The sequence below is a fragment of the Streptomyces sp. A5-4 genome, assembly GCF_051131715.1.
In the GTDB taxonomy this organism is placed as follows: Bacteria; Actinomycetota; Actinomycetes; order Streptomycetales; family Streptomycetaceae; genus Streptomyces.
The window spans coordinates 5073574-5089376 of record NZ_CP178591.1 but is presented as its reverse complement, the minus strand read 5'-3'; the positions used below and the strand labels follow the sequence as shown (position 1 = coordinate 5089376).

The 15803-nt window shown below is 67.9% G+C and carries 22 protein-coding genes; 16 read left to right on the top strand and 6 right to left on the bottom strand.

All coding sequences use genetic code 11. The features are described 5' to 3' along the window. Positions 1–4: 4 nt before the first annotated feature. The 4 genes from rpsG to ACLLJJ_RS23720 all read right to left on the bottom strand — a co-directional run bounded on the left by rpsG (position 5) and on the right by ACLLJJ_RS23720 (position 2460). Entirely contained in the window at positions 5–475 is a 471-nt protein-coding gene (gene rpsG / locus ACLLJJ_RS23735; protein WP_283521039.1) for a 30S ribosomal protein S7, read from the bottom strand. A 2-nt stretch (positions 476–477) separates the two neighbouring features. After that, positions 478–849, bottom strand: coding sequence for a 30S ribosomal protein S12 (rpsL, locus tag ACLLJJ_RS23730; RefSeq protein ID WP_003948652.1), 372 nt, complete (start codon positions 847–849; stop codon positions 478–480). Positions 850–1141: 292 nt separating this feature from the next. Further along, complete coding sequence (locus ACLLJJ_RS23725; RefSeq protein ID WP_434595016.1) at positions 1142–1834, bottom strand: hypothetical protein; 693 nt, start codon at positions 1832–1834, stop codon at positions 1142–1144. 146 nt (positions 1835–1980) lie between these two features. Beyond that, complete coding sequence (locus tag ACLLJJ_RS23720; RefSeq protein ID WP_283521037.1) at positions 1981–2460, bottom strand: helix-turn-helix domain-containing protein; 480 nt, start codon at positions 2458–2460, stop codon at positions 1981–1983. A gap of 201 nt (positions 2461–2661) precedes the next feature. Between ACLLJJ_RS23720 and ACLLJJ_RS23715 the strand changes: the two genes are divergently transcribed. The 3 genes from ACLLJJ_RS23715 to ACLLJJ_RS23705 are packed head-to-tail and all read left to right on the top strand — an operon-like array spanning position 2662 to position 3982. Beyond that, on the top strand, positions 2662–2928 hold the full coding sequence (locus ACLLJJ_RS23715; protein WP_434595013.1) for a WhiB family transcriptional regulator: 267 nt from the start codon (positions 2662–2664) through the stop codon (positions 2926–2928). A 56-nt stretch (positions 2929–2984) separates the two neighbouring features. After that, positions 2985–3761, top strand: a complete 777-nt coding sequence (locus ACLLJJ_RS23710; protein ID WP_434595011.1) for a hypothetical protein — start codon at positions 2985–2987, stop codon at positions 3759–3761. Then, positions 3758–3982, top strand: coding sequence for a hypothetical protein (locus ACLLJJ_RS23705; RefSeq protein ID WP_283521034.1), 225 nt, complete (start codon positions 3758–3760; stop codon positions 3980–3982). Before ACLLJJ_RS23710 ends, ACLLJJ_RS23705 begins: the two co-directional genes overlap by 4 nt. Before the next feature lie 119 nt (positions 3983–4101). On the opposite strand, the gene ACLLJJ_RS23700 is transcribed toward ACLLJJ_RS23705, so the two are convergent. Beyond that, a complete protein-coding gene (locus tag ACLLJJ_RS23700; protein ID WP_283521033.1) occupies positions 4102–4374 on the bottom strand; it encodes a hypothetical protein in 273 nt (90 codons plus the stop codon). Between the two features lie 309 nt (positions 4375–4683). On the opposite strand from ACLLJJ_RS23700, the gene ACLLJJ_RS23695 reads away from it, so the two are divergent. The 7 genes from ACLLJJ_RS23695 to ACLLJJ_RS23665 all read left to right on the top strand — a co-directional run bounded on the left by ACLLJJ_RS23695 (position 4684) and on the right by ACLLJJ_RS23665 (position 8281). Next, on the top strand, positions 4684–5091 hold the full coding sequence (locus ACLLJJ_RS23695; protein WP_434595008.1) for a hypothetical protein: 408 nt from the start codon (positions 4684–4686) through the stop codon (positions 5089–5091). Between the two features lie 108 nt (positions 5092–5199). Beyond that, the gene (locus ACLLJJ_RS23690; RefSeq protein ID WP_434595005.1) at positions 5200–5790 is read left to right on the top strand and encodes a phage tail protein; all 591 of its coding nucleotides are present in this window, start codon (positions 5200–5202) and stop codon (positions 5788–5790) included. 100 nt (positions 5791–5890) lie between these two features. Further along, positions 5891–6181, top strand: coding sequence for a hypothetical protein (locus ACLLJJ_RS23685; protein WP_434595003.1), 291 nt, complete (start codon positions 5891–5893; stop codon positions 6179–6181). Between the two features lie 65 nt (positions 6182–6246). Next, complete coding sequence (locus tag ACLLJJ_RS23680; RefSeq protein WP_434595000.1) at positions 6247–6582, top strand: hypothetical protein; 336 nt, start codon at positions 6247–6249, stop codon at positions 6580–6582. Positions 6583–6632: 50 nt separating this feature from the next. Next, entirely contained in the window at positions 6633–7196 is a 564-nt protein-coding gene (locus ACLLJJ_RS23675) for a hypothetical protein (protein WP_434594998.1), read from the top strand. Positions 7197–7414: 218 nt separating this feature from the next. Beyond that, positions 7415–7981, top strand: a complete 567-nt coding sequence (locus ACLLJJ_RS23670; RefSeq protein WP_434594995.1) for a hypothetical protein — start codon at positions 7415–7417, stop codon at positions 7979–7981. A 99-nt stretch (positions 7982–8080) separates the two neighbouring features. Then, complete coding sequence (locus ACLLJJ_RS23665) at positions 8081–8281, top strand: hypothetical protein (protein WP_434594992.1); 201 nt, start codon at positions 8081–8083, stop codon at positions 8279–8281. Between the two features lie 601 nt (positions 8282–8882). On the opposite strand, the gene ACLLJJ_RS23660 is transcribed toward ACLLJJ_RS23665, so the two are convergent. Further along, a complete protein-coding gene (locus ACLLJJ_RS23660; protein ID WP_434594991.1) occupies positions 8883–9305 on the bottom strand; it encodes a hypothetical protein in 423 nt (140 codons plus the stop codon). A 68-nt stretch (positions 9306–9373) separates the two neighbouring features. On the opposite strand from ACLLJJ_RS23660, the gene ACLLJJ_RS23655 reads away from it, so the two are divergent. From ACLLJJ_RS23655 to ACLLJJ_RS23630, 6 genes are read left to right on the top strand one after another with little or no spacing between them, the layout of a single operon-like run. Continuing rightward, positions 9374–10003, top strand: coding sequence for a hypothetical protein (locus ACLLJJ_RS23655; protein WP_434594988.1), 630 nt, complete (start codon positions 9374–9376; stop codon positions 10001–10003). A 49-nt stretch (positions 10004–10052) separates the two neighbouring features. Then, positions 10053–11168 carry a hypothetical protein gene (locus ACLLJJ_RS23650; protein WP_434594986.1) on the top strand — a complete coding sequence of 372 codons (1116 nt, stop codon included), beginning with the start codon at positions 10053–10055 and terminating at the stop codon, positions 11166–11168. 38 nt (positions 11169–11206) lie between these two features. Further along, a complete protein-coding gene (locus ACLLJJ_RS23645) occupies positions 11207–12460 on the top strand; it encodes a hypothetical protein (protein WP_434594984.1) in 1254 nt (417 codons plus the stop codon). Then, a complete protein-coding gene (locus ACLLJJ_RS23640) occupies positions 12447–14825 on the top strand; it encodes a hypothetical protein (protein WP_434594982.1) in 2379 nt (792 codons plus the stop codon). The genes ACLLJJ_RS23645 and ACLLJJ_RS23640 overlap by 14 nt, the downstream gene beginning before the upstream one ends. Continuing rightward, positions 14818–15078 carry a hypothetical protein gene (locus tag ACLLJJ_RS23635; protein ID WP_434594979.1) on the top strand — a complete coding sequence of 87 codons (261 nt, stop codon included), beginning with the start codon at positions 14818–14820 and terminating at the stop codon, positions 15076–15078. The genes ACLLJJ_RS23640 and ACLLJJ_RS23635 overlap by 8 nt, the downstream gene beginning before the upstream one ends. Further along, on the top strand, positions 15075–15725 hold the full coding sequence (locus tag ACLLJJ_RS23630) for a hypothetical protein (protein ID WP_434594976.1): 651 nt from the start codon (positions 15075–15077) through the stop codon (positions 15723–15725). Before ACLLJJ_RS23635 ends, ACLLJJ_RS23630 begins: the two co-directional genes overlap by 4 nt. Positions 15726–15803: the final 78 nt, after the last annotated feature.

Sequence of the window (15803 nt, the reverse complement as noted above, 5' to 3'; positions counted from 1 at the left end):
GCGACTACCAGCGGTAGTGCGCGAAGGCCTTGTTCGACTCGGCCATCTTGTGGGTGTCCTCGCGCTTCTTGACAGCAGCGCCAAGACCGTTGGAGGCGTCGAGCAGCTCGTTCATGAGGCGCTCGGTCATGGTCTTCTCACGGCGGGCGCGGGAGTAACCCACGACCCAACGCAGCGCGAGAGTGCCCGCACGACCGGGCTTGACCTCGATCGGCACCTGGTACGTGGCGCCACCGACACGGCGGGACTTGACCTCGAGAGACGGCTTCACGTTCTCAAGGGCACGCTTCAGCGTGATGACCGGGTCGTTACCGGTCTTCTCGCGGAGGCCTTCCATGGCGCCGTACACGATCCGCTCGGCAGTGGAGCGCTTGCCGTTGAGCAGGATCTTGTTGATGAGGGAGGTGACAAGAGGAGAGCTGTAGACCGGGTCAATGATGACCGGGCGCTTCGGGGCGGGGCCCTTACGAGGCATTCTTACTTCTCCTTCTTGGCGCCGTAGCGGCTGCGGGCCTGCTTGCGGTTCTTGACACCCTGGGTGTCAAGGGAGCCGCGGATGATCTTGTAACGAACACCCGGCAGGTCCTTCACACGGCCGCCACGCACGAGCACGATCGAGTGCTCCTGCAGGTTGTGTCCCTCACCCGGGATGTAAGCGGTGACTTCGATCCCACTGGTCAGACGCACACGCGCGACCTTACGCAGGGCCGAGTTCGGCTTCTTCGGGGTGGTCGTGAACACTCGCGTGCAGACGCCACGACGCTGGGGCGAACCCTCAAGCGCGGGCGTCTTGTTCTTCTCGACCTTGTCCTGCCGGCCCTTGCGGACCAGCTGCTGGATCGTAGGCACTACTTCTCCGGTTTCTGTGTGCCGATCACTGTGAAACTAACCTGGAACACCACCGACCCACGCGGTCGGGTGTGTCGAACACTGCGAACGACCCCGCGGAACAGAGAAGCAGCAGATTGCGGCGAAATCGCCCTGGCTCTTGGAACGGACATAGGCACGTCCCAGAGCCCAGGCACACCCCAGGCACAAGGGTTGAGCGTACCTACCTCATCGACTCCGGTCAAAACAAATGCCCACGCCCGGATCTGTACCGATGCGTCCGGTCCGTCCAGCACTTTCGGTGGCGGCGGGTTCACGGGGTGTTCGCGGTGGGATCACGGGCGGTCGCGCGGCCGGGCCACGGGCGGGCGCCTCGGCAGGTTCGCGGGCGGTCGCGGCGGACGGGGCGGTGCGCGGGGAGGCGCGGGATGGTGGGGACGCGGGAGTTCCCATTCTTCACCACGAGGCCGGGGCGATGCTCGGTGGGGGTGGCCTCGGGGGTGGGCGTCTTGCGGTCCGCTTCTACGTGCGCCGCTTCGGCTACGGGTTCGGTGTCCGCCGTTACGTCGTCGTCCTTACGGACCGGCGTTGGGTCCTGCCGGCCTGGCGGGTCCTGCGGGAAGGGGATGAGCGCGGCTTGGCCCGGGGTGTGGCCGACCAGGCGCAGTCTGCGCGCCTGCGTGGCGCGGCGGGCCTGCTCCAGGGCGGGCTCGTACTCGTCGGCGGCGTCCTGCCAGCCGTTCGCGTACGCCCGGAACTCGCGCTGTTCCAGCTCCGCGCGAAGGAGGATCGCGACGTCCTCGGGAGGGTGGTCCCGTAAGTACTCACCGAGCGTGGCGAGCAGGTCCGGGAGCTCGTCCGGCGGCTCGGGCGGAGCCCGGACGGCATTGCGCGGATGCGGGGCGCCACGGAACGTCGGCGCTCCCTTGTCGCGTTCGCGGGGGCCACCCGGCGGGCGGGAGCGCTCTTTGCCCTTCGCCGTACCCGGCTCACTTTCGCGTCCCATCACTGCCCATCCCGCCGGTGACATCAGGCCGGCGCACATCGGGGCGGTGCTACCCGCTGCTAGCGCCGCTGAGCCGGTACGGCCCCGAACGGCGTTGAGCCTGCGTGAGTGGGGGGACAGGCCCGGACCAGCATACGGGCCCGGTCTCAGCCCTTCCGGGCACCCTTCACGGCCGTCGACGCGCCTCGCGCCGCCGCGGCCCGCTCGGACCAGGCCGCCTCAGACGCCGGCAGGAACTGGCCCGCGACCTTGATGAACATGTCCCATTGGTCGGCCGGGACGCCCAGGCCCTCCGCGGCCTCTTCCAGGGTGAGCCGGTGCGCGGTGGTGTCACGGGACGGGCCGTCCGGCACGTCGGGCAGCGGCAGGTCCTCCTCGGACAGCCGGCCGGACCGGATCAGCATTTCGCGCACCGACACCTGCAACACCTGGGCGAGCCGCCGGGTGGTCTCCAGGTCCGGCATGCTCTGGCGCTGAAGCAGTCGCGTGATGGCCGCGCGGTGCACGCCCGCCTCGTCGGCGAGACGCGACTTGCCGCCGCCGCGCGGGCTGTCGATGTCATATCCCCGTCGGCGGATCAGGTCTTCGATCCAGGCGGTGAACTGTTCCAGTTCGCTGGCGGTCACGGGTGGACGCCTCCCTCCGAAGCGGATCCCAAGACTAACGCGCTTGCGCGCACGGAACTACGCGCTTGCGAGCAAGCAATTGTGAGGATTTCGCACGCGCGCACCCCGAATCATGATTGCGCGCCCGATCGCAACGTGCCAGTGTGCGAGCTCGCAACACATTGTTGCGATCAGCTTCGGCCGCGCTTTGGGAGCACCACCATGCCCGCATTACGCACTGTTCCGGCCCCCGACGTCCTGGAGTTCTCCGGCTGGCGGGCGTCTGCCGCCTGCTCGGGCCTGCCGCCCGCCGTCGTCTTCGCACGACGGGTGGCGGACGCCGAGCCCGCGCTGCGGGCCTGCGCCCGCTGCCCCGTACTGCGGCAGTGCGAGGAGTCCGTGGCGCCCGCGACCAGTTGGTTCGACGGCGTGAGTGCCGGGCGGCTGTGGCGCAACGGGCGGCCGGTCGCGGTCGAGGGACGCCGATGAGCGGGGCCGGCGGGAGCCGCGCGGAACCGAACCCGGACGCAGATACGGAGCACTCCATGAAGACGAATCCGACCCCCGACGACGGCAGTGGCGCGGCGCGCGACGCCTCGCTGTGGACCGAGATGCTGATCCGCCAGTTCCCCGAGCTTCTTACCGAACTCGCCCCTGGCCGAGGGTCGTTGAGCGGGGAACCGCGTCAGCCCGGAGCGGCGGAGCTGTCCGCCCGCGCATCGCGCACCCGGGAGGAGAAGCGCGAGGCGCTGCTGAACGAGCAGCGGCACGGGCTGGCCGTACCCGGCCACTCGGCCGCGCCGGTGCGGCTGCACATATCCGATGCCATCCGTGACATCACGGACGGCGTGGTCGAGTTGGACGAGGCTGTCCACGACCGGCTCGGCCTGGGAAGGCCGAGCCGCGCCGCCGTGCCGCAGCGGCTGCTGCGCCTCATGCCGCTGCGCGAGCGAGTAGCGGGCGACCCGGTCCTGGCCGGGCACGTACGGGACGAGATGCGTCGCATGGCCAGGCGCTGCGCCAGGGCCCTGGGCGAGGCCGAGTCGATGGTGCGGGTGCGCGGGCGCTGCCCGTGGTGCGACTCGGTGTCGATGCGCGCCTTCCCCGAGCGCCGGGCCGTCCTGTGCGTCAACCCGGCCTGCCGGTGCACCGATCCGCAGTGCGACTGCCCGACCGATCCGGCGTTTCGGCACATCTGGACGGAGGGGGCGTGGCCGGAGCTGGCGCGGACGGCGGGCGCCGACGCGCGGGAGATCATCGCGCGGATGTCGGACGACGTACCGGACAACTCCCCGGACGACGCACCTGGCGGGGCGCGATGAACGCCCGTCAGCAGCCGTCGGCCCCGTCACGGGCCGCGCTCGTCACCGGCACGCTCGCGGCCCAGGAGGCGGACGTCGCGCCGGCCACCATCCGCAAGTGGGTGCAGCTCGGACACCTGGCGCCCGCCGGGCACCGCGGGCGCGCCCAGCTCTTCCGGCTGGCGGACGTGTTCGCCGCGGAACGGGCTGCGCGCCGCAGGCCGCGTACACCGCGGAACTGAAGTCGCAGGTACGAGAAAGGCGCCGGGCCGGCCACCCCCTCCAAGGGTGGCCGGCCCGGCGCCTTCGCTGTGTCCGCGGGCCGTTGGAAAGCGCTCCGGACGGGGCGGGACGAGCCCCGTCAGGGGCTCTCCGCGCGGTCCGGGGAGCCGGGCATCCGCAGGACCTGGGCCTCGGGCGACGCCTTGGGCGCCGCCAGTGACATGGCCTCCTGCCAGCCACTGGTGAAGCCGCGCACCTCCGCGTCGAGTGCGATGCGGGCGCCGACCTTGCCGACCACATCGGTGAGGGTCCGGCCCACGTCCGCGGTGTACGTCCCGGCCTCCGCGGCCTCGGCGGCCACCTCCACAGCAGCCGCCACCACATCGGTCAGTCGCTCATGCCCACTGATCACCACAGGCGCTCACCGCCCGCTGTCCGCCCTGTCGTCGTGCTGAACTTCACGCCCACCGCTCCTCACGCCCCGTACGGCACTTCGCGCATCACATCGCACTCTCTCGTATGTACGTTCTATTGATCGCAGCGTAGCGCAGCGACCACTGAAAGTGCGGAGCACATCGATCTCCATCTAGTTAGTTGCGCGCACGCACGAAATGGATCACAATAAGTGCAGCGGCGGAGCTGTGTCCCCTCCCTCCGGGGTGCAGCTCCGCCGTCGTACGTCAGCCCCTTCTGCGCCCCCTACGAAAGGAGTGCCCCTGTCATGCCCTCTCCCCCGAGCGTCTTCCCCGATGTGCAGGCTCTCGTTGTGGACCTCCTCGCCGACCGCTCGGAACTGGCGGGCGTGATCGTGGACGAGTCGCCGCCGGCCGGTTTCGACGGCACGGCCAAGGCCGTTCTCGTCTCCCGTGTCGGCGGGGCCTGGATCGACGATCTGCACCTCGATCAGCCACTGGTCGAGCTGGAGGTCTACGGCCCGGACAAGACCACGGCGCACACGCTCGCCAACACGGCGAGGGCGGCGCTACTGGCCGCCACCGGCACGGTCCGCGGCACCACGACGCTCACCGACATCACCGAGGCGGACGGGCCGCGTTGGCTGCCCGACTTCGTCCGGCCCCGAGCCAGCCGCTATGTCTCCACGTTCCGGATTTCCGTCCGTCCCGCGTAACCGCGCACCTCACGCACCCCAGAACCGGCCCTGCCGCATGCGCGGCGGGGCTTTGTCGTACCCAGCGCGCCTCACTCACCACACACCACTCACCACCAAGGAGCACTCATGGCGAACAACAACGGCAGCCAGATCCGCGTCGCAGGCACCGGCCGCATCCTGGTCGCGTCGGCCGGCGCCACTCCCCCGGCCGCCCCCAAGCACACCGCCGACGCGTGGCCGGCGGGCTGGACCGAGCTGGGCTACACCACCACCGACGGGATCAAGTTCAACAAGAAGGACAAGATCGACCCGGTCGACACCTGGCAGTCGGTGAGCCCGGCGCGGTTCATCTACTCCGACCGCGACCTGACGGTGAAGTTCCAGCTGCTCCAGTTCAACAAGGACACCCTGCCGTTCTTCATGGGCGGCAGCGCGGTGACCCCGGTGGTCGCCACCGGCGCCGTGGACACCTTCGAGTACAAGCTCGCCGCCGAGCCGCAGCGGGACGAGCGCCAGCTGGGCATCGAGTTCAGCGACGGCGCGGATGTCACGTACCGCTTCATCATCCCGCGCGGCCAGGTCACCGAGACCGAGGAGATCGCGCTGACCCGCACCGGGGCGCTGAAGCTCGGCGTGACCTTCACGGCGCTCGCTGCCGAGAACAGCTCGCTTCTGGCGACGTGGCTCATGAAGGACAAGTCGTACGCGTCCGCGTAACGCACTGCCCCTCCCCCCGATGGTCCGGCGCGCGGCGCATTCCGCAGCGCGCGCCGGGCCACCGGCCCCACCCCGACCCACTGCAAGAAGGAGAACCGACATGTCCGCCTTCAACGTCAACGCGGCGCGGGCCCAGCGCCTCGAAGCGCTCGGCCGCGCCTGGTCGTTCGAGCTCGACGACACCACCTTCGAACTGCCCACCGAGCTGTCCCGCTCCACCGCCCGCAAGCTGCGCGAGCTCGACGACAACGACGTGGACGGCCTGCTCCGGCTCCTCCTCGGCGAGCAGCAGTTCACCCGCTTCGACCGGCTCGACATCACGATGCAGGACATCGCCGCGATCCTTGAGGCGTACGGCAAGGAGACGGGACTCGGCCTGGGGGAAGGCTGAGCCTCGACGCGTTCATCGACGAACACGCCGAGGCCCTGGAAGCCGACCTGCTGCGCCACTACAGCGTGGACCTGCTCGACTGGCACCGCGGCCGGCTCTCATCCCGCCGCCTCGCGGTGCTGCTGAAACACCTGCCACGCGACAGCGCGGTCGCCCGCGATCTGCACGGCGAGACGGCGGAGTGGTCGGTGACCGACTATCTGCTGGCCACGGCGGTCGATCAACTCGCCGAATCCAACTGGATGTTCGCGACGGTCAACCAGGACGAAGACGCGGAGCCGCTGGAGTACCCGGTGCCGGTGTCGCGGCCGGGCAAAGAGAATTTGGACCCGTCGCCGGCGGCTGACAGCGGGACGGCAGAAGGCCCCAGTCCGGCCGAGCTCACCCACTTATTCTCCTGACGCCGGATCAGTCCAGCTGTAGAATCCGCCCCACACAACCGGGGAGGAAAATGGTGCAGCAGAATACGACGGAGATAAAGGAGTGGGGCTGGCGCGGCCGCCTCGTACACATTCCGCGCCCGGTCGGCGCACCCGCGATCATGGAGCTGAGTTCGGGGGGATTTAATACGCACTTCTCGGCGAAGGGCGCAATAGAAACCGAACGCATCAGCTCTCCTGATGCCGAGATCTACGTGACAACCACGTGGGGTGCCAAGCCTTATCCCTTCGTGCTTGCCCCGCAGTATACGCACGTCAACATCAAACGCCATGGGGGCGATTCCGGAGGATTCGCCCGATGGCACCTCCGCACTATACCTCCGAAAGAAATTCGCGTTCTTGATTCGGATCTGAGTGGGGTTACCGGCGAAGTACTCCGGTGGCCGGGCGGAAGGCGCGAGTTCTTCTTCTCGTTCGAAAAAGAAAAAGGTGCGGCAGGCTTCGCCTGCGCGGACGCGAAGGGTAATCCCGTGGACTTTCACCGCGAAGGCCAACTGCGCGGACGGATGGAGATCCCCGGCCCAGGTTTCATCACGGTCATCTCTGTTGGACCGTGGAGATTGAAGCGCCTCTGACACCGAACACTTGTAACTGACCGCTGCGGAAGAGAAAGCGGAGCCGCTGGAGTATCCGGTGCCGGTGGCGCGGCCGGGCGCCGACGGCTCCGCGCCCCGTCCTGCGGAAGCCCCGCACGAAGCGTCACCGGGTCCGGCGGAGCTCACCCAGTTCTTCTCCTGACATGCAACCATCGGCCCAGCGAGCCTGGTTCGACGTACCCATGGGAGGAGCCGGAATGAGCGACAAAGCCAGCACAAGCTGGTCCGGATGGAAGAACCAAGTGGTGAGCGTCCCCGGCGGAGGCTCCGGCACACCGCTATTGCTGGAGGTTCGCGGTGGCATCACCTCGCATTTCTACTTCGACAAGGTGACCGGTTCCCGCCCGGACGGCAACACCCTCGTGGTCACTCAGGGGCGCCGCCGGGTCCGCATCGTCCTTCCGGCCGACTCTGACGGATTCTCAGTACGGCGCAGTGTGGTGTCCGACGGGGCGGGAGGCTTTCACCGCTGGCATGCCAGGCTCATTGAGCCCGGATCTCTCCCCACGCTCTCCTCGACGGACCACGAGGGAAAGGGGACCGAAACATTCGGCCACTTCCAAGAAAAGCGATATCACGAACAAGCACGTGTATTTCGTTACGAGTTCGAGGACTTCGGCAGCGTGACATACCACCCTGCCACGGGAAGCAAGCCGGTCGAGATCCCCGACACCTCAGACCGACTGAAGGGCTCGATCCCGCTGCTCCACCATGGATATGTGACCATATCGAGCCCAGGCAAATGGAAAGCATCCATCGTCTGATCCTTGACTCTTGACCCAAGGGCGCACCGCAGAATGCACGCGGTGCGCCTTTTTGCGCCCAAACCCCTTCGGAGCATATCGGAATGGACGGTGAACAGTATGGCCAACCCTTCCTCCGGCGACGGAGTCGACGGAATCGCCGCCTTCAAGCGCGAATTGTCCCTTGCAAGGACGAGCTGGGAGAAATGGACCCAGGACGTGGTCAAGAAGGAGTACATCAAACAGTTCGAGGCGACCGGATTCAAGTCTGAGGCGAACGCCGGCGTCGTCGCCGCGGAGCTCAGTCAGTTCTTCGTTTGAAGCGCCGTCGGACGCTCATCTGTCGAAAAGTCCGACGTAGAGGAACGCGCCACCCAGAATTCCCAACACCAGCTGCACGAACAGGTGGGTGCCGATACTGATTCCCGCCCAGGGAATCGGCCGATTCAATTCATGCCGTGATCGGGATCTGGACGGCCTCGCAGGGTCGTACACCACTTCCAGCGGACGCCCCTGCTTCGCGCGTGACACGGGGAATGACAGAAACGCGAGTCGCACGTGACTCCGCCCGGACCGGTCCATATATCGGTACTGGAGGAAGTGCTTCTCTCTCGTCAAGTAGTAGTACTTACACTCCGCTTCGACCTGTATACCTCTCATTTTCAAACGCAGGTACACATACAGCGTAAATGCGGCGAAAGGAATCACCGCCACAGCGGGTCCGAGCGCCACGGTCCAGGCAATTCATGGGCCAATGAGCACGAGTTCCCCCAAACGGTTTCACCATGTCAACAATGACATAGAAGAGGACCTACGTCTCCACCCGTACCGGGCGGCAACGAACCCCAATGGACGCAGCCGTCCGAGGAGAACGAGAACCGGGCGCCGAGTCAAGCGGCCCGCCGGATTCTTTGCCTGTACGTCAGCGAATGGTGCCGGCCTCGAACAGCAGGACAAGCACTAGCCCGGCAACCATGAATGCTTCGAGGACCAGCATGCCCCACAGAACGAAATAGGCCTCGGGTCGAGCATTCATTTCCTGTTGGCTGCGTACGAGTCGTGGAAAGCGCGGGTCGTGCACCAGGACGGCTTCCTCACCCGGCGATCCCCAGCTCTGCGGACCCAGCCGGGTTTTGTAGTAGACGGACCGCATTTCCGCCGTACGGAATATGAAGGTCGTCTCATACCGGCCCTCTGTCCCGAAGACGGCGCGACATTCCCCGGCCGCTTCCACTCCGACTCGCTTGAGGTGCCATCGCAACCACAGCGGATAAATTCCCAACCACAGCAGAAAAGGGAGAGGCACTACCACCCAGGCCACAGCAGCCCATGTCAGACCTGTCATGGGCCGATGATCGCACGTCGGGAATGGTGTGACAAGGCCCGTAAGGACCAGAGGAAAGGCGAACACAGGTGACAAAGAATGGCGAGCCCGTCCTGGAGTTCTGGACGAAAGAGCAAGCCGACACATATAAGCACAAACTGAACGGTGTGAGCACGACCGTCGAGGGCCTCAAGGTCGCAGTCGGGCTGCTGTCAGTGGGTTTCACCCCGTTCAAAATCGACATTTCTATGCTGAAGGGGGACGAAAAAGGCATCGTTTTCCGGGGTCGGCAGTTGGTGACCTGGCCCTGGGCCGCGGAAGACCAAGAACGCGCCGACAAGAAGCTGGTGAAGGCATCCGCAAAGGCCGATGTGGCCGATGAGAACGCCAAGCAGGCGATACGCAACACCCGCGATATCGCCAGACAAGTGGCGACGGCGGGCCGGGGCGCACCTGGCGCCACTCCGGGTGGTATGCCTCCGGCCGTGAAGACCAGTCTGGATCACGCCAATCGGGCGCGAACAAGGGCTGACAAGGCTTACAAATCTGCCCTCGCGGCCTATCAGAAAACAGAAACAGTTGCCACCAAGGCAGACCAGGAGAAGACCAGGGCAGCTAAAGCAGTAACAGATGCGAAGACATCTTTTGAGCGTGTGCAGACGGGAATTGAACAGGCGCGCACCAAACTGCGACAGCTGGAATCCGAATTGGCCTCATGACATCACCTGTGTAAAACTCCGATCGCACACGTAACAGTAAAGGCAGGACATGAGTCTGCAGAGCGCGTTCACCAGAGCAGCAGGCAGCGTCGGCAAGTTCAGAAGCAGCATCGACCAGGCCAATTCGAGCATGACCCGAATGCAACGTTCCTCGCGCAGCGCGTCCAGCGCCGTCGGTGGCATGAAGACATCGGCCGGCCAGGCGAGCACAGCCCTTACCAAGGTCAAGGGCGGCGCCGACAAAGCCGGTTCCTCCCTCAGCAAGCTCCGTACTTCCGCGGCCGGCGGCGACAGCGCCATTGGCAAGCTGCGCACCGGCCTGCGGAGCGCCGACACCTCGCTCGGCAGGGCCAAGGGCGGGACGGACAAGTTCAAGTCCTCCCTCGACAAGCTCAAAAGCTCCGCCGACAAGGCCAAGACCGCCCTGCGCGGCGTCAAGGGCCAGGCCGACGCCGTCGAGAAGTCGGTGGGCAAGGCCGGCAAGAACGCGGACAAGACCGGCAAGTCCATGGGCGGCGGGCTCGCCAAGGGCCTCAAGGGGGCAGGCCTCGCGCAGAAGGGGCTCAACCTGGCCATGGCGGCCAACCCCTTCGGCCTGATCATGGCGCTGTTCGCGCCGCTCATTTTGAAATTCGTCAACATCGACAAGATCGTCGCCGTCGTGACCAAGGGCTTCAAGTCCGGCATGAAGGCCACATCGAACGCCGTCTCGACCGCGATCAGGGTGATCACACCGATCCTCAGGGGCATCGGCAACGTCATGCTCGCGCCCTTCCGCGCCTTCGCCACCGCCGTCAACACCATCATCGGCGCGCTCAACGGCTTCAAGGTCTCCATCCCCGGCTGGGTCCCCGTCTTCGGCGGCAAGAGCTTCTCCATCAGCCTCCCGAAGATCCCCATCCCGCACCTGGCCAAGGGCGGCGTCGTCCAGCCCCGTAACGGCGGCACCCTCGCCGTCCTCGGCGAGGCCGGCGAGTCCGAGGCCGTGATCCCGCTCAGCAGGCTGGAGCGGATGCTCGGCTCCGGCGCCGGTAACCGCGCCCAGATGGCCCGGCTCACCGCCGCCGTTGAGCGGCTCGCCGAGCGGCCCGTTCATGTGCAGGTGGACGGTCAGACCATCGCCCGCGCCGTGCTCTCCGGACACCGGCAACTGGCCCGCAGGTAGCGAAGAGCGAAGCAGGAAACAAGAAGGAGGTACGGCACATGGCACGCAATCTTTGGATCGGCCTGCCCGGACGGCTGCGGGAGATCAGCCAGGCGGCCAGCGGCTTCGAACGCGGCGCCGAGCTCGGCGTCACCCAGTTCACCTCGCTCGGCGGCCAGGTCACCACGCTCGCCCCCCAACGCACCGCCCGCAAGACGAAGTTCACCTTCGACCGGCTCGCCGAGGACGACGCCGCACACCTCGACAGGCTGGCCCGGCGCATCGACGGGCCGGGCCCGATCGTGGTCATCGACCCGGTGGCGCGCAACCTGCTCGACCCGCTCCAGGCCGAGGGCCGCTGCCCCGGCGCCGCCGCCGCGCACTGGTACCTCACCAACAGCGCCGACGGAAAGCTCCAGCTGTCCACGGAGCCGGGGGCCGTGCCCGGCACGTACACCTGGACGGCCAACACGACTACCGCGCAGCTCAATTGGCACCGCAGGCCGGGCGCCGGCTTCCCGGTGGCGCCGGGGATGACAGTGCGGTTCACCCTGCCCAAGGCCTGGCGGTCCGGGCCGTGCGCCACCCGTCTGCACTGGCGGGACGCCGCGGGTATCTACCTGTCGTCGGCCGCCGTCGCGCACCACACCCTCAGCGCGACCGTCCCCGTCGGCGCGGCACTCGTCACGCCGTCGGGGGTCGCCGGTGAGGCGGGTACGTACCCACTCGACGGGGCCGTGCTCACCATCAACGACAGCCATGTGCCCACCGCCCCCGTCAACCTGCTCCCCGCCGACCAGGCGGCCGGCCGAGGCGCACCGGCCCAGTGGTCGGTGACCGGCTTCACCCTGGCGACGGACGCCGAGGGGTACGTCGTGGCGTCCCTGCCGGTGAACACCGCGGGCAACCTGACCTTCGTATACGCGGACCAGAAGGGTCATCCGCTGCCCGGCCCCGGGAGAGTCGGCGTGGCCCTGCCCGCCGCGCTCCGCGCCCGCGCGCAGTTCTGCTTCTCCACCTTCTTCGACTCCGCGGGCACGTTCCTGGGGATGTCCGACGGCTGGAACTCCGCCCCCGCCCCCGCCCGAGCCACCCACGTATCGGTCGGCATCAGCTTCGCCGCCGCCGCCACCGCCTTCTCCACCCGGCTCGGCCCCGCCAAGCTCCTGCACCTGGACACCACCGTGGCGCAGCTGCCCGGCGACGGCTGCCCGGCCATGGCCGTCACCGGCTACACCGATGCCCCGGCCCGCCCGCTCCCTTACCGCAACATCTCGATCGACCTGACGGAGGTGACCAGTGCGAGCGACTGATTCCCAGCAGACCGAAGCCCTCGACGCCGGATCGAGAATCACCGCGCACACCACCCGCCTCGGCGGCAAGGACGTGACCGAACAGGTCCAGTCCTGGGAGCTGGAGCGCAGCTACAGCACCGATCTGCCGGATGCGATGCGTGCCTTCTCGGGCAGCTCATCGGCGCAACTCCAACTCCAGGTCTCGGGCAGGGACGGCGCCTCGGCGCCCGAGCTCTACTCGCCCTGGGCCCGGCGCCACACCGGCGATGTCGCCCGTCCCGGCCAGTCCGTGGTCCACGCGTACGGAACGGACGCCGGTGTCCTCCCGGCCTTCCGGGGCACCCTGCGCAACCGCTCCGCCGCCTCCGGCACCGACACGGTGGTCCTCACCGCGCTGGACGGGGCCGAGCGGCTGCACGGCCCGGCCGAACTCCCCAAGCCGTACGCGGGGTTCTACTGGCGCCGCCCCGTCGCCACCGCCACCTGGTGCGTCGACGAGCTGCTGCGCCAGGCCGGCGTCCTCACGTCTCCCCCGGTGCGCCACCCGGACTTCGACGCGAACCAGCCGCTCACCCTGGTGTACGCGTCGCTGCACGGCGGCTTCGCCGCCCCGTACGGGCAGCCGGAGATCGTCCCCGACCCACGGCACTACAGCTGGACCAGGCACGGCGCTCCGCACGAGATGGCGCTCGTGCCGCACGCGGCGGCGCCCGATACAGGCGGGATGACCGCCTCCTGGTTCCCCCGCAGCCGCGTGACCGCACCGGGGAGCAGGCTCTTCGCCGAGGCGTGGGTCAACAGCGCGGTCGGTATCGGCAGCTCCGTCGCCCTGGAGCTGGACCTCAACCGCGAGGGTGTCGAGACGGGCAGGCTGCGGCTGTCCGTGGATTTCTCCGAGGGGGAGATCACCATGCACTCCGGCACCCGGAACAGCGGGGGTTGGTACTTCATGTGGACCCTGCCGCAGTTGAAGGCGCAGCCCGGTGTGTGGCACATCGGCGGGGTGTTCGACACGACGGGGGCCGGGTCGGTCTCCATGCCCACCGTGCAGCCCCAGATCACCGGGCCCGACGGGACGTACTACCCCTGCAACCCGGCCACTTTCGTCGACCCGTCCGCCGCCCAGCCGATTTCGGAGCTGTATCAGCTGCGGCTCATCACGACCATGGCCACCGAAGGGGTCCAGCTCTCCAGCGGCCTGGCCGCCGCGCCGACCAAGGACGAGTTCACCCAGAACGGCACCTGGTCCAAGGCGGCGGTACTCGACGAGGCGATCATGCCGCTGTACTCGATCCCCCGTATCTCCGGGTCGCAGTGGGAGTCACTCACCCAGATCGCCAAGGCCACCATGTCCACGGCCGAGTTCGACGAGCGGGGCATCTTCCGCTGGCGCAACTACACGCGGTTCGCCAAGCCGCCGACGAGCCCCGACCTCACCCTGACGTCCGTACGGGACATCGCGTCGCTCACCGTCACCGAGGAGATCGACGCCTGCCGCAACTACTGCGTGCAGCCCTACAAGGACTGGACCTCGATCGGCGTGGTCAGCGGCACCGTCTACTCCGACACGGCGGTCCGTGAGATCCCCGGCAGGAGCTCGGTGACGGTCGAGTACCTGCTCGCCGAGGAAGAGTTCGACATCGGACCGCCCAACGTCGACGACGACGAGAGCGTCGCCCCCGGATTCTCCGTGCGGTTCGCGGCGGCCAACGCGGCCGGCGCGGACGCCGTCAAGGGGGCGGTGGACGTGCTTGCCCGCCGTGAGGAGGGACATCTGGTCCTGCGGTTCACCAACCGCACCGCCCAGCGGCTCTACACCGTGCTGGAGAACGGCAAGCCGTCCGTCTACGTACAGACCCTCAAACCGTCGGCGGAGCCCATCGAGCGCCGGGCCACCTCCTGGGCGCCCGGCAGCGCCAGTGAGAGGTTCTACGGCCGGCAGGAGTTCTTCGGCGAGTCGAGCGACTGGGTGCAGGAGTACCGGGCGGCACGGAGTCTCGCCGATGCGATGCGCGCGGCCGGGCAGTACCCGGTGCCTGTCATCGGTGAGGTCGAGGTGCTGTACGACCCACGCATCCAGTTGGGAGACGTGATCCGGCTGCTGGACTCCAGCGGCGCCGAGCTGGACACCCTGGCCTGGGTGGTCGGCATCAAGACCGCATCGACCGCTGCCGGGACCGTGCGGCAGACGCTGACGCTGCGCGGCACGAAGTCCAACGGCGTCCCCGTCGACGAGGACCTGACCCCCGACACACATGCCGACCACACGCCCGTCCCCGCCGGGCCCACCTACGCCGCCGTCGCCGCGGCGTACCCGACCCTCGCCGCTCTCACCGCCGACGGCCGGACCTGGCGCCAGGTGAAGGAGGCCTCCGATGTCTGAAACCCCACCGGAATCCACCCCCGAGGGCACACCGGTGACTCTCGACGATCAGCAACTGCTGCGGCTCGCCTCCTCGGTGGCCGCGGCACTCGCCACTCACCTGGGCGTTCCCGTGGTGGAGCCGACAGCCCCGGGCCAGCCCGTCTCCGTATCTCTCGAACTGCACCCGGAGGCCCCGGCCCCCGAGGCGCCGCCCGTCGAGACCGGTGACCCCGTCATCCCCGTAAAGATCAAGGAGGAGGGTCTCGCATGACCACTCAGTACACGCCTCTCAGCAACCTGCCCCACCCGCAGCCGAGTGACCCCGCCGACCTTCCCGCGCACCTCCAGTCACTGGCGCAGTCACTGGACGGCCGTACGGTGATGCGCTTCGGCACCGCCGCCGACCGGGACGCCAAACTCCCCACACCCGTCGCCGGCATGGTGGCGTGGATCGCCTCGCCACCGCGGCTGACGCACTACACCGGCTCGGCCTGGCTCCCGGTCGGCGCGGTCCCGGTCTTCCGGGTCAACCTGGACGGGGGCGACACCAAGACCATCACCTATGCCGAAACCCTGACCAACGCCACCGGCGACCCGATGGACGCCTCCTTCACCGCGCCGGCCACGGGCCAGGTCATCGTCACTGTCGGCGGCTACATCTTCAGCTCCACCGCGAACGTCGGCTCCTACATGTCCGCCAACATCCGCAACGCCGCGAAGGCGATGGTGCTCGCGGCCGACGACAGCCGGGCCGCACTGGTCAACTCCGCCAACAGGGCGTCCGTATCGGCCCAGTTCCTCGTCACCGGCCTGACGCCCGCCGCCGTGTACACCGGCACCCCCGCCTACCGGTCGGGCGCGGCCACCAACACCGGCAACTTCGACACCCGCTACATCCGCATCGACCCGATCATGTGACCTCCCCGCCCTCCCCGCCCCCACATCCGGCCCGCCGCGTCCCTCGCGGCGGGCCGGGGCCGTTCCCGGACACACCAC

Bases quoted from the DNA above. Each gene is read 5' to 3' on its own strand.
- ACLLJJ_RS23675 (WP_434594998.1), top strand. From the start codon at position 6,633: ATGGTGCAGCAGAATACGACGGAGATAAAGGAGTGGGGCTGGCGCGGC.
- ACLLJJ_RS23690 (WP_434595005.1), top strand. From the start codon at position 5,200: ATGGCGAACAACAACGGCAGCCAGATCCGCGTCGCAGGCACCGGCCGC.
- ACLLJJ_RS23660 (WP_434594991.1), bottom strand. From the start codon at position 9,305: ATGACAGGTCTGACATGGGCTGCTGTGGCCTGGGTGGTAGTGCCTCTC.
- ACLLJJ_RS23695 (WP_434595008.1), top strand. From the start codon at position 4,684: ATGCCCTCTCCCCCGAGCGTCTTCCCCGATGTGCAGGCTCTCGTTGTG.
- ACLLJJ_RS23670 (WP_434594995.1), top strand. From the start codon at position 7,415: ATGAGCGACAAAGCCAGCACAAGCTGGTCCGGATGGAAGAACCAAGTG.
- ACLLJJ_RS23710 (WP_434595011.1), top strand. From the start codon at position 2,985: ATGAAGACGAATCCGACCCCCGACGACGGCAGTGGCGCGGCGCGCGAC.
- ACLLJJ_RS23715 (WP_434595013.1), top strand. From the start codon at position 2,662: ATGCCCGCATTACGCACTGTTCCGGCCCCCGACGTCCTGGAGTTCTCC.
- ACLLJJ_RS23705 (WP_283521034.1), top strand. From the start codon at position 3,758: ATGAACGCCCGTCAGCAGCCGTCGGCCCCGTCACGGGCCGCGCTCGTC.
- ACLLJJ_RS23725 (WP_434595016.1), bottom strand. From the start codon at position 1,834: ATGGGACGCGAAAGTGAGCCGGGTACGGCGAAGGGCAAAGAGCGCTCC.
- ACLLJJ_RS23630 (WP_434594976.1), top strand. From the start codon at position 15,075: ATGACCACTCAGTACACGCCTCTCAGCAACCTGCCCCACCCGCAGCCG.
- ACLLJJ_RS23645 (WP_434594984.1), top strand. From the start codon at position 11,207: ATGGCACGCAATCTTTGGATCGGCCTGCCCGGACGGCTGCGGGAGATC.
- ACLLJJ_RS23635 (WP_434594979.1), top strand. From the start codon at position 14,818: ATGTCTGAAACCCCACCGGAATCCACCCCCGAGGGCACACCGGTGACT.
- rpsG (WP_283521039.1), bottom strand. From the start codon at position 475: ATGCCTCGTAAGGGCCCCGCCCCGAAGCGCCCGGTCATCATTGACCCG.
- ACLLJJ_RS23685 (WP_434595003.1), top strand. From the start codon at position 5,891: ATGTCCGCCTTCAACGTCAACGCGGCGCGGGCCCAGCGCCTCGAAGCG.
- ACLLJJ_RS23665 (WP_434594992.1), top strand. From the start codon at position 8,081: ATGGCCAACCCTTCCTCCGGCGACGGAGTCGACGGAATCGCCGCCTTC.
- ACLLJJ_RS23650 (WP_434594986.1), top strand. From the start codon at position 10,053: ATGAGTCTGCAGAGCGCGTTCACCAGAGCAGCAGGCAGCGTCGGCAAG.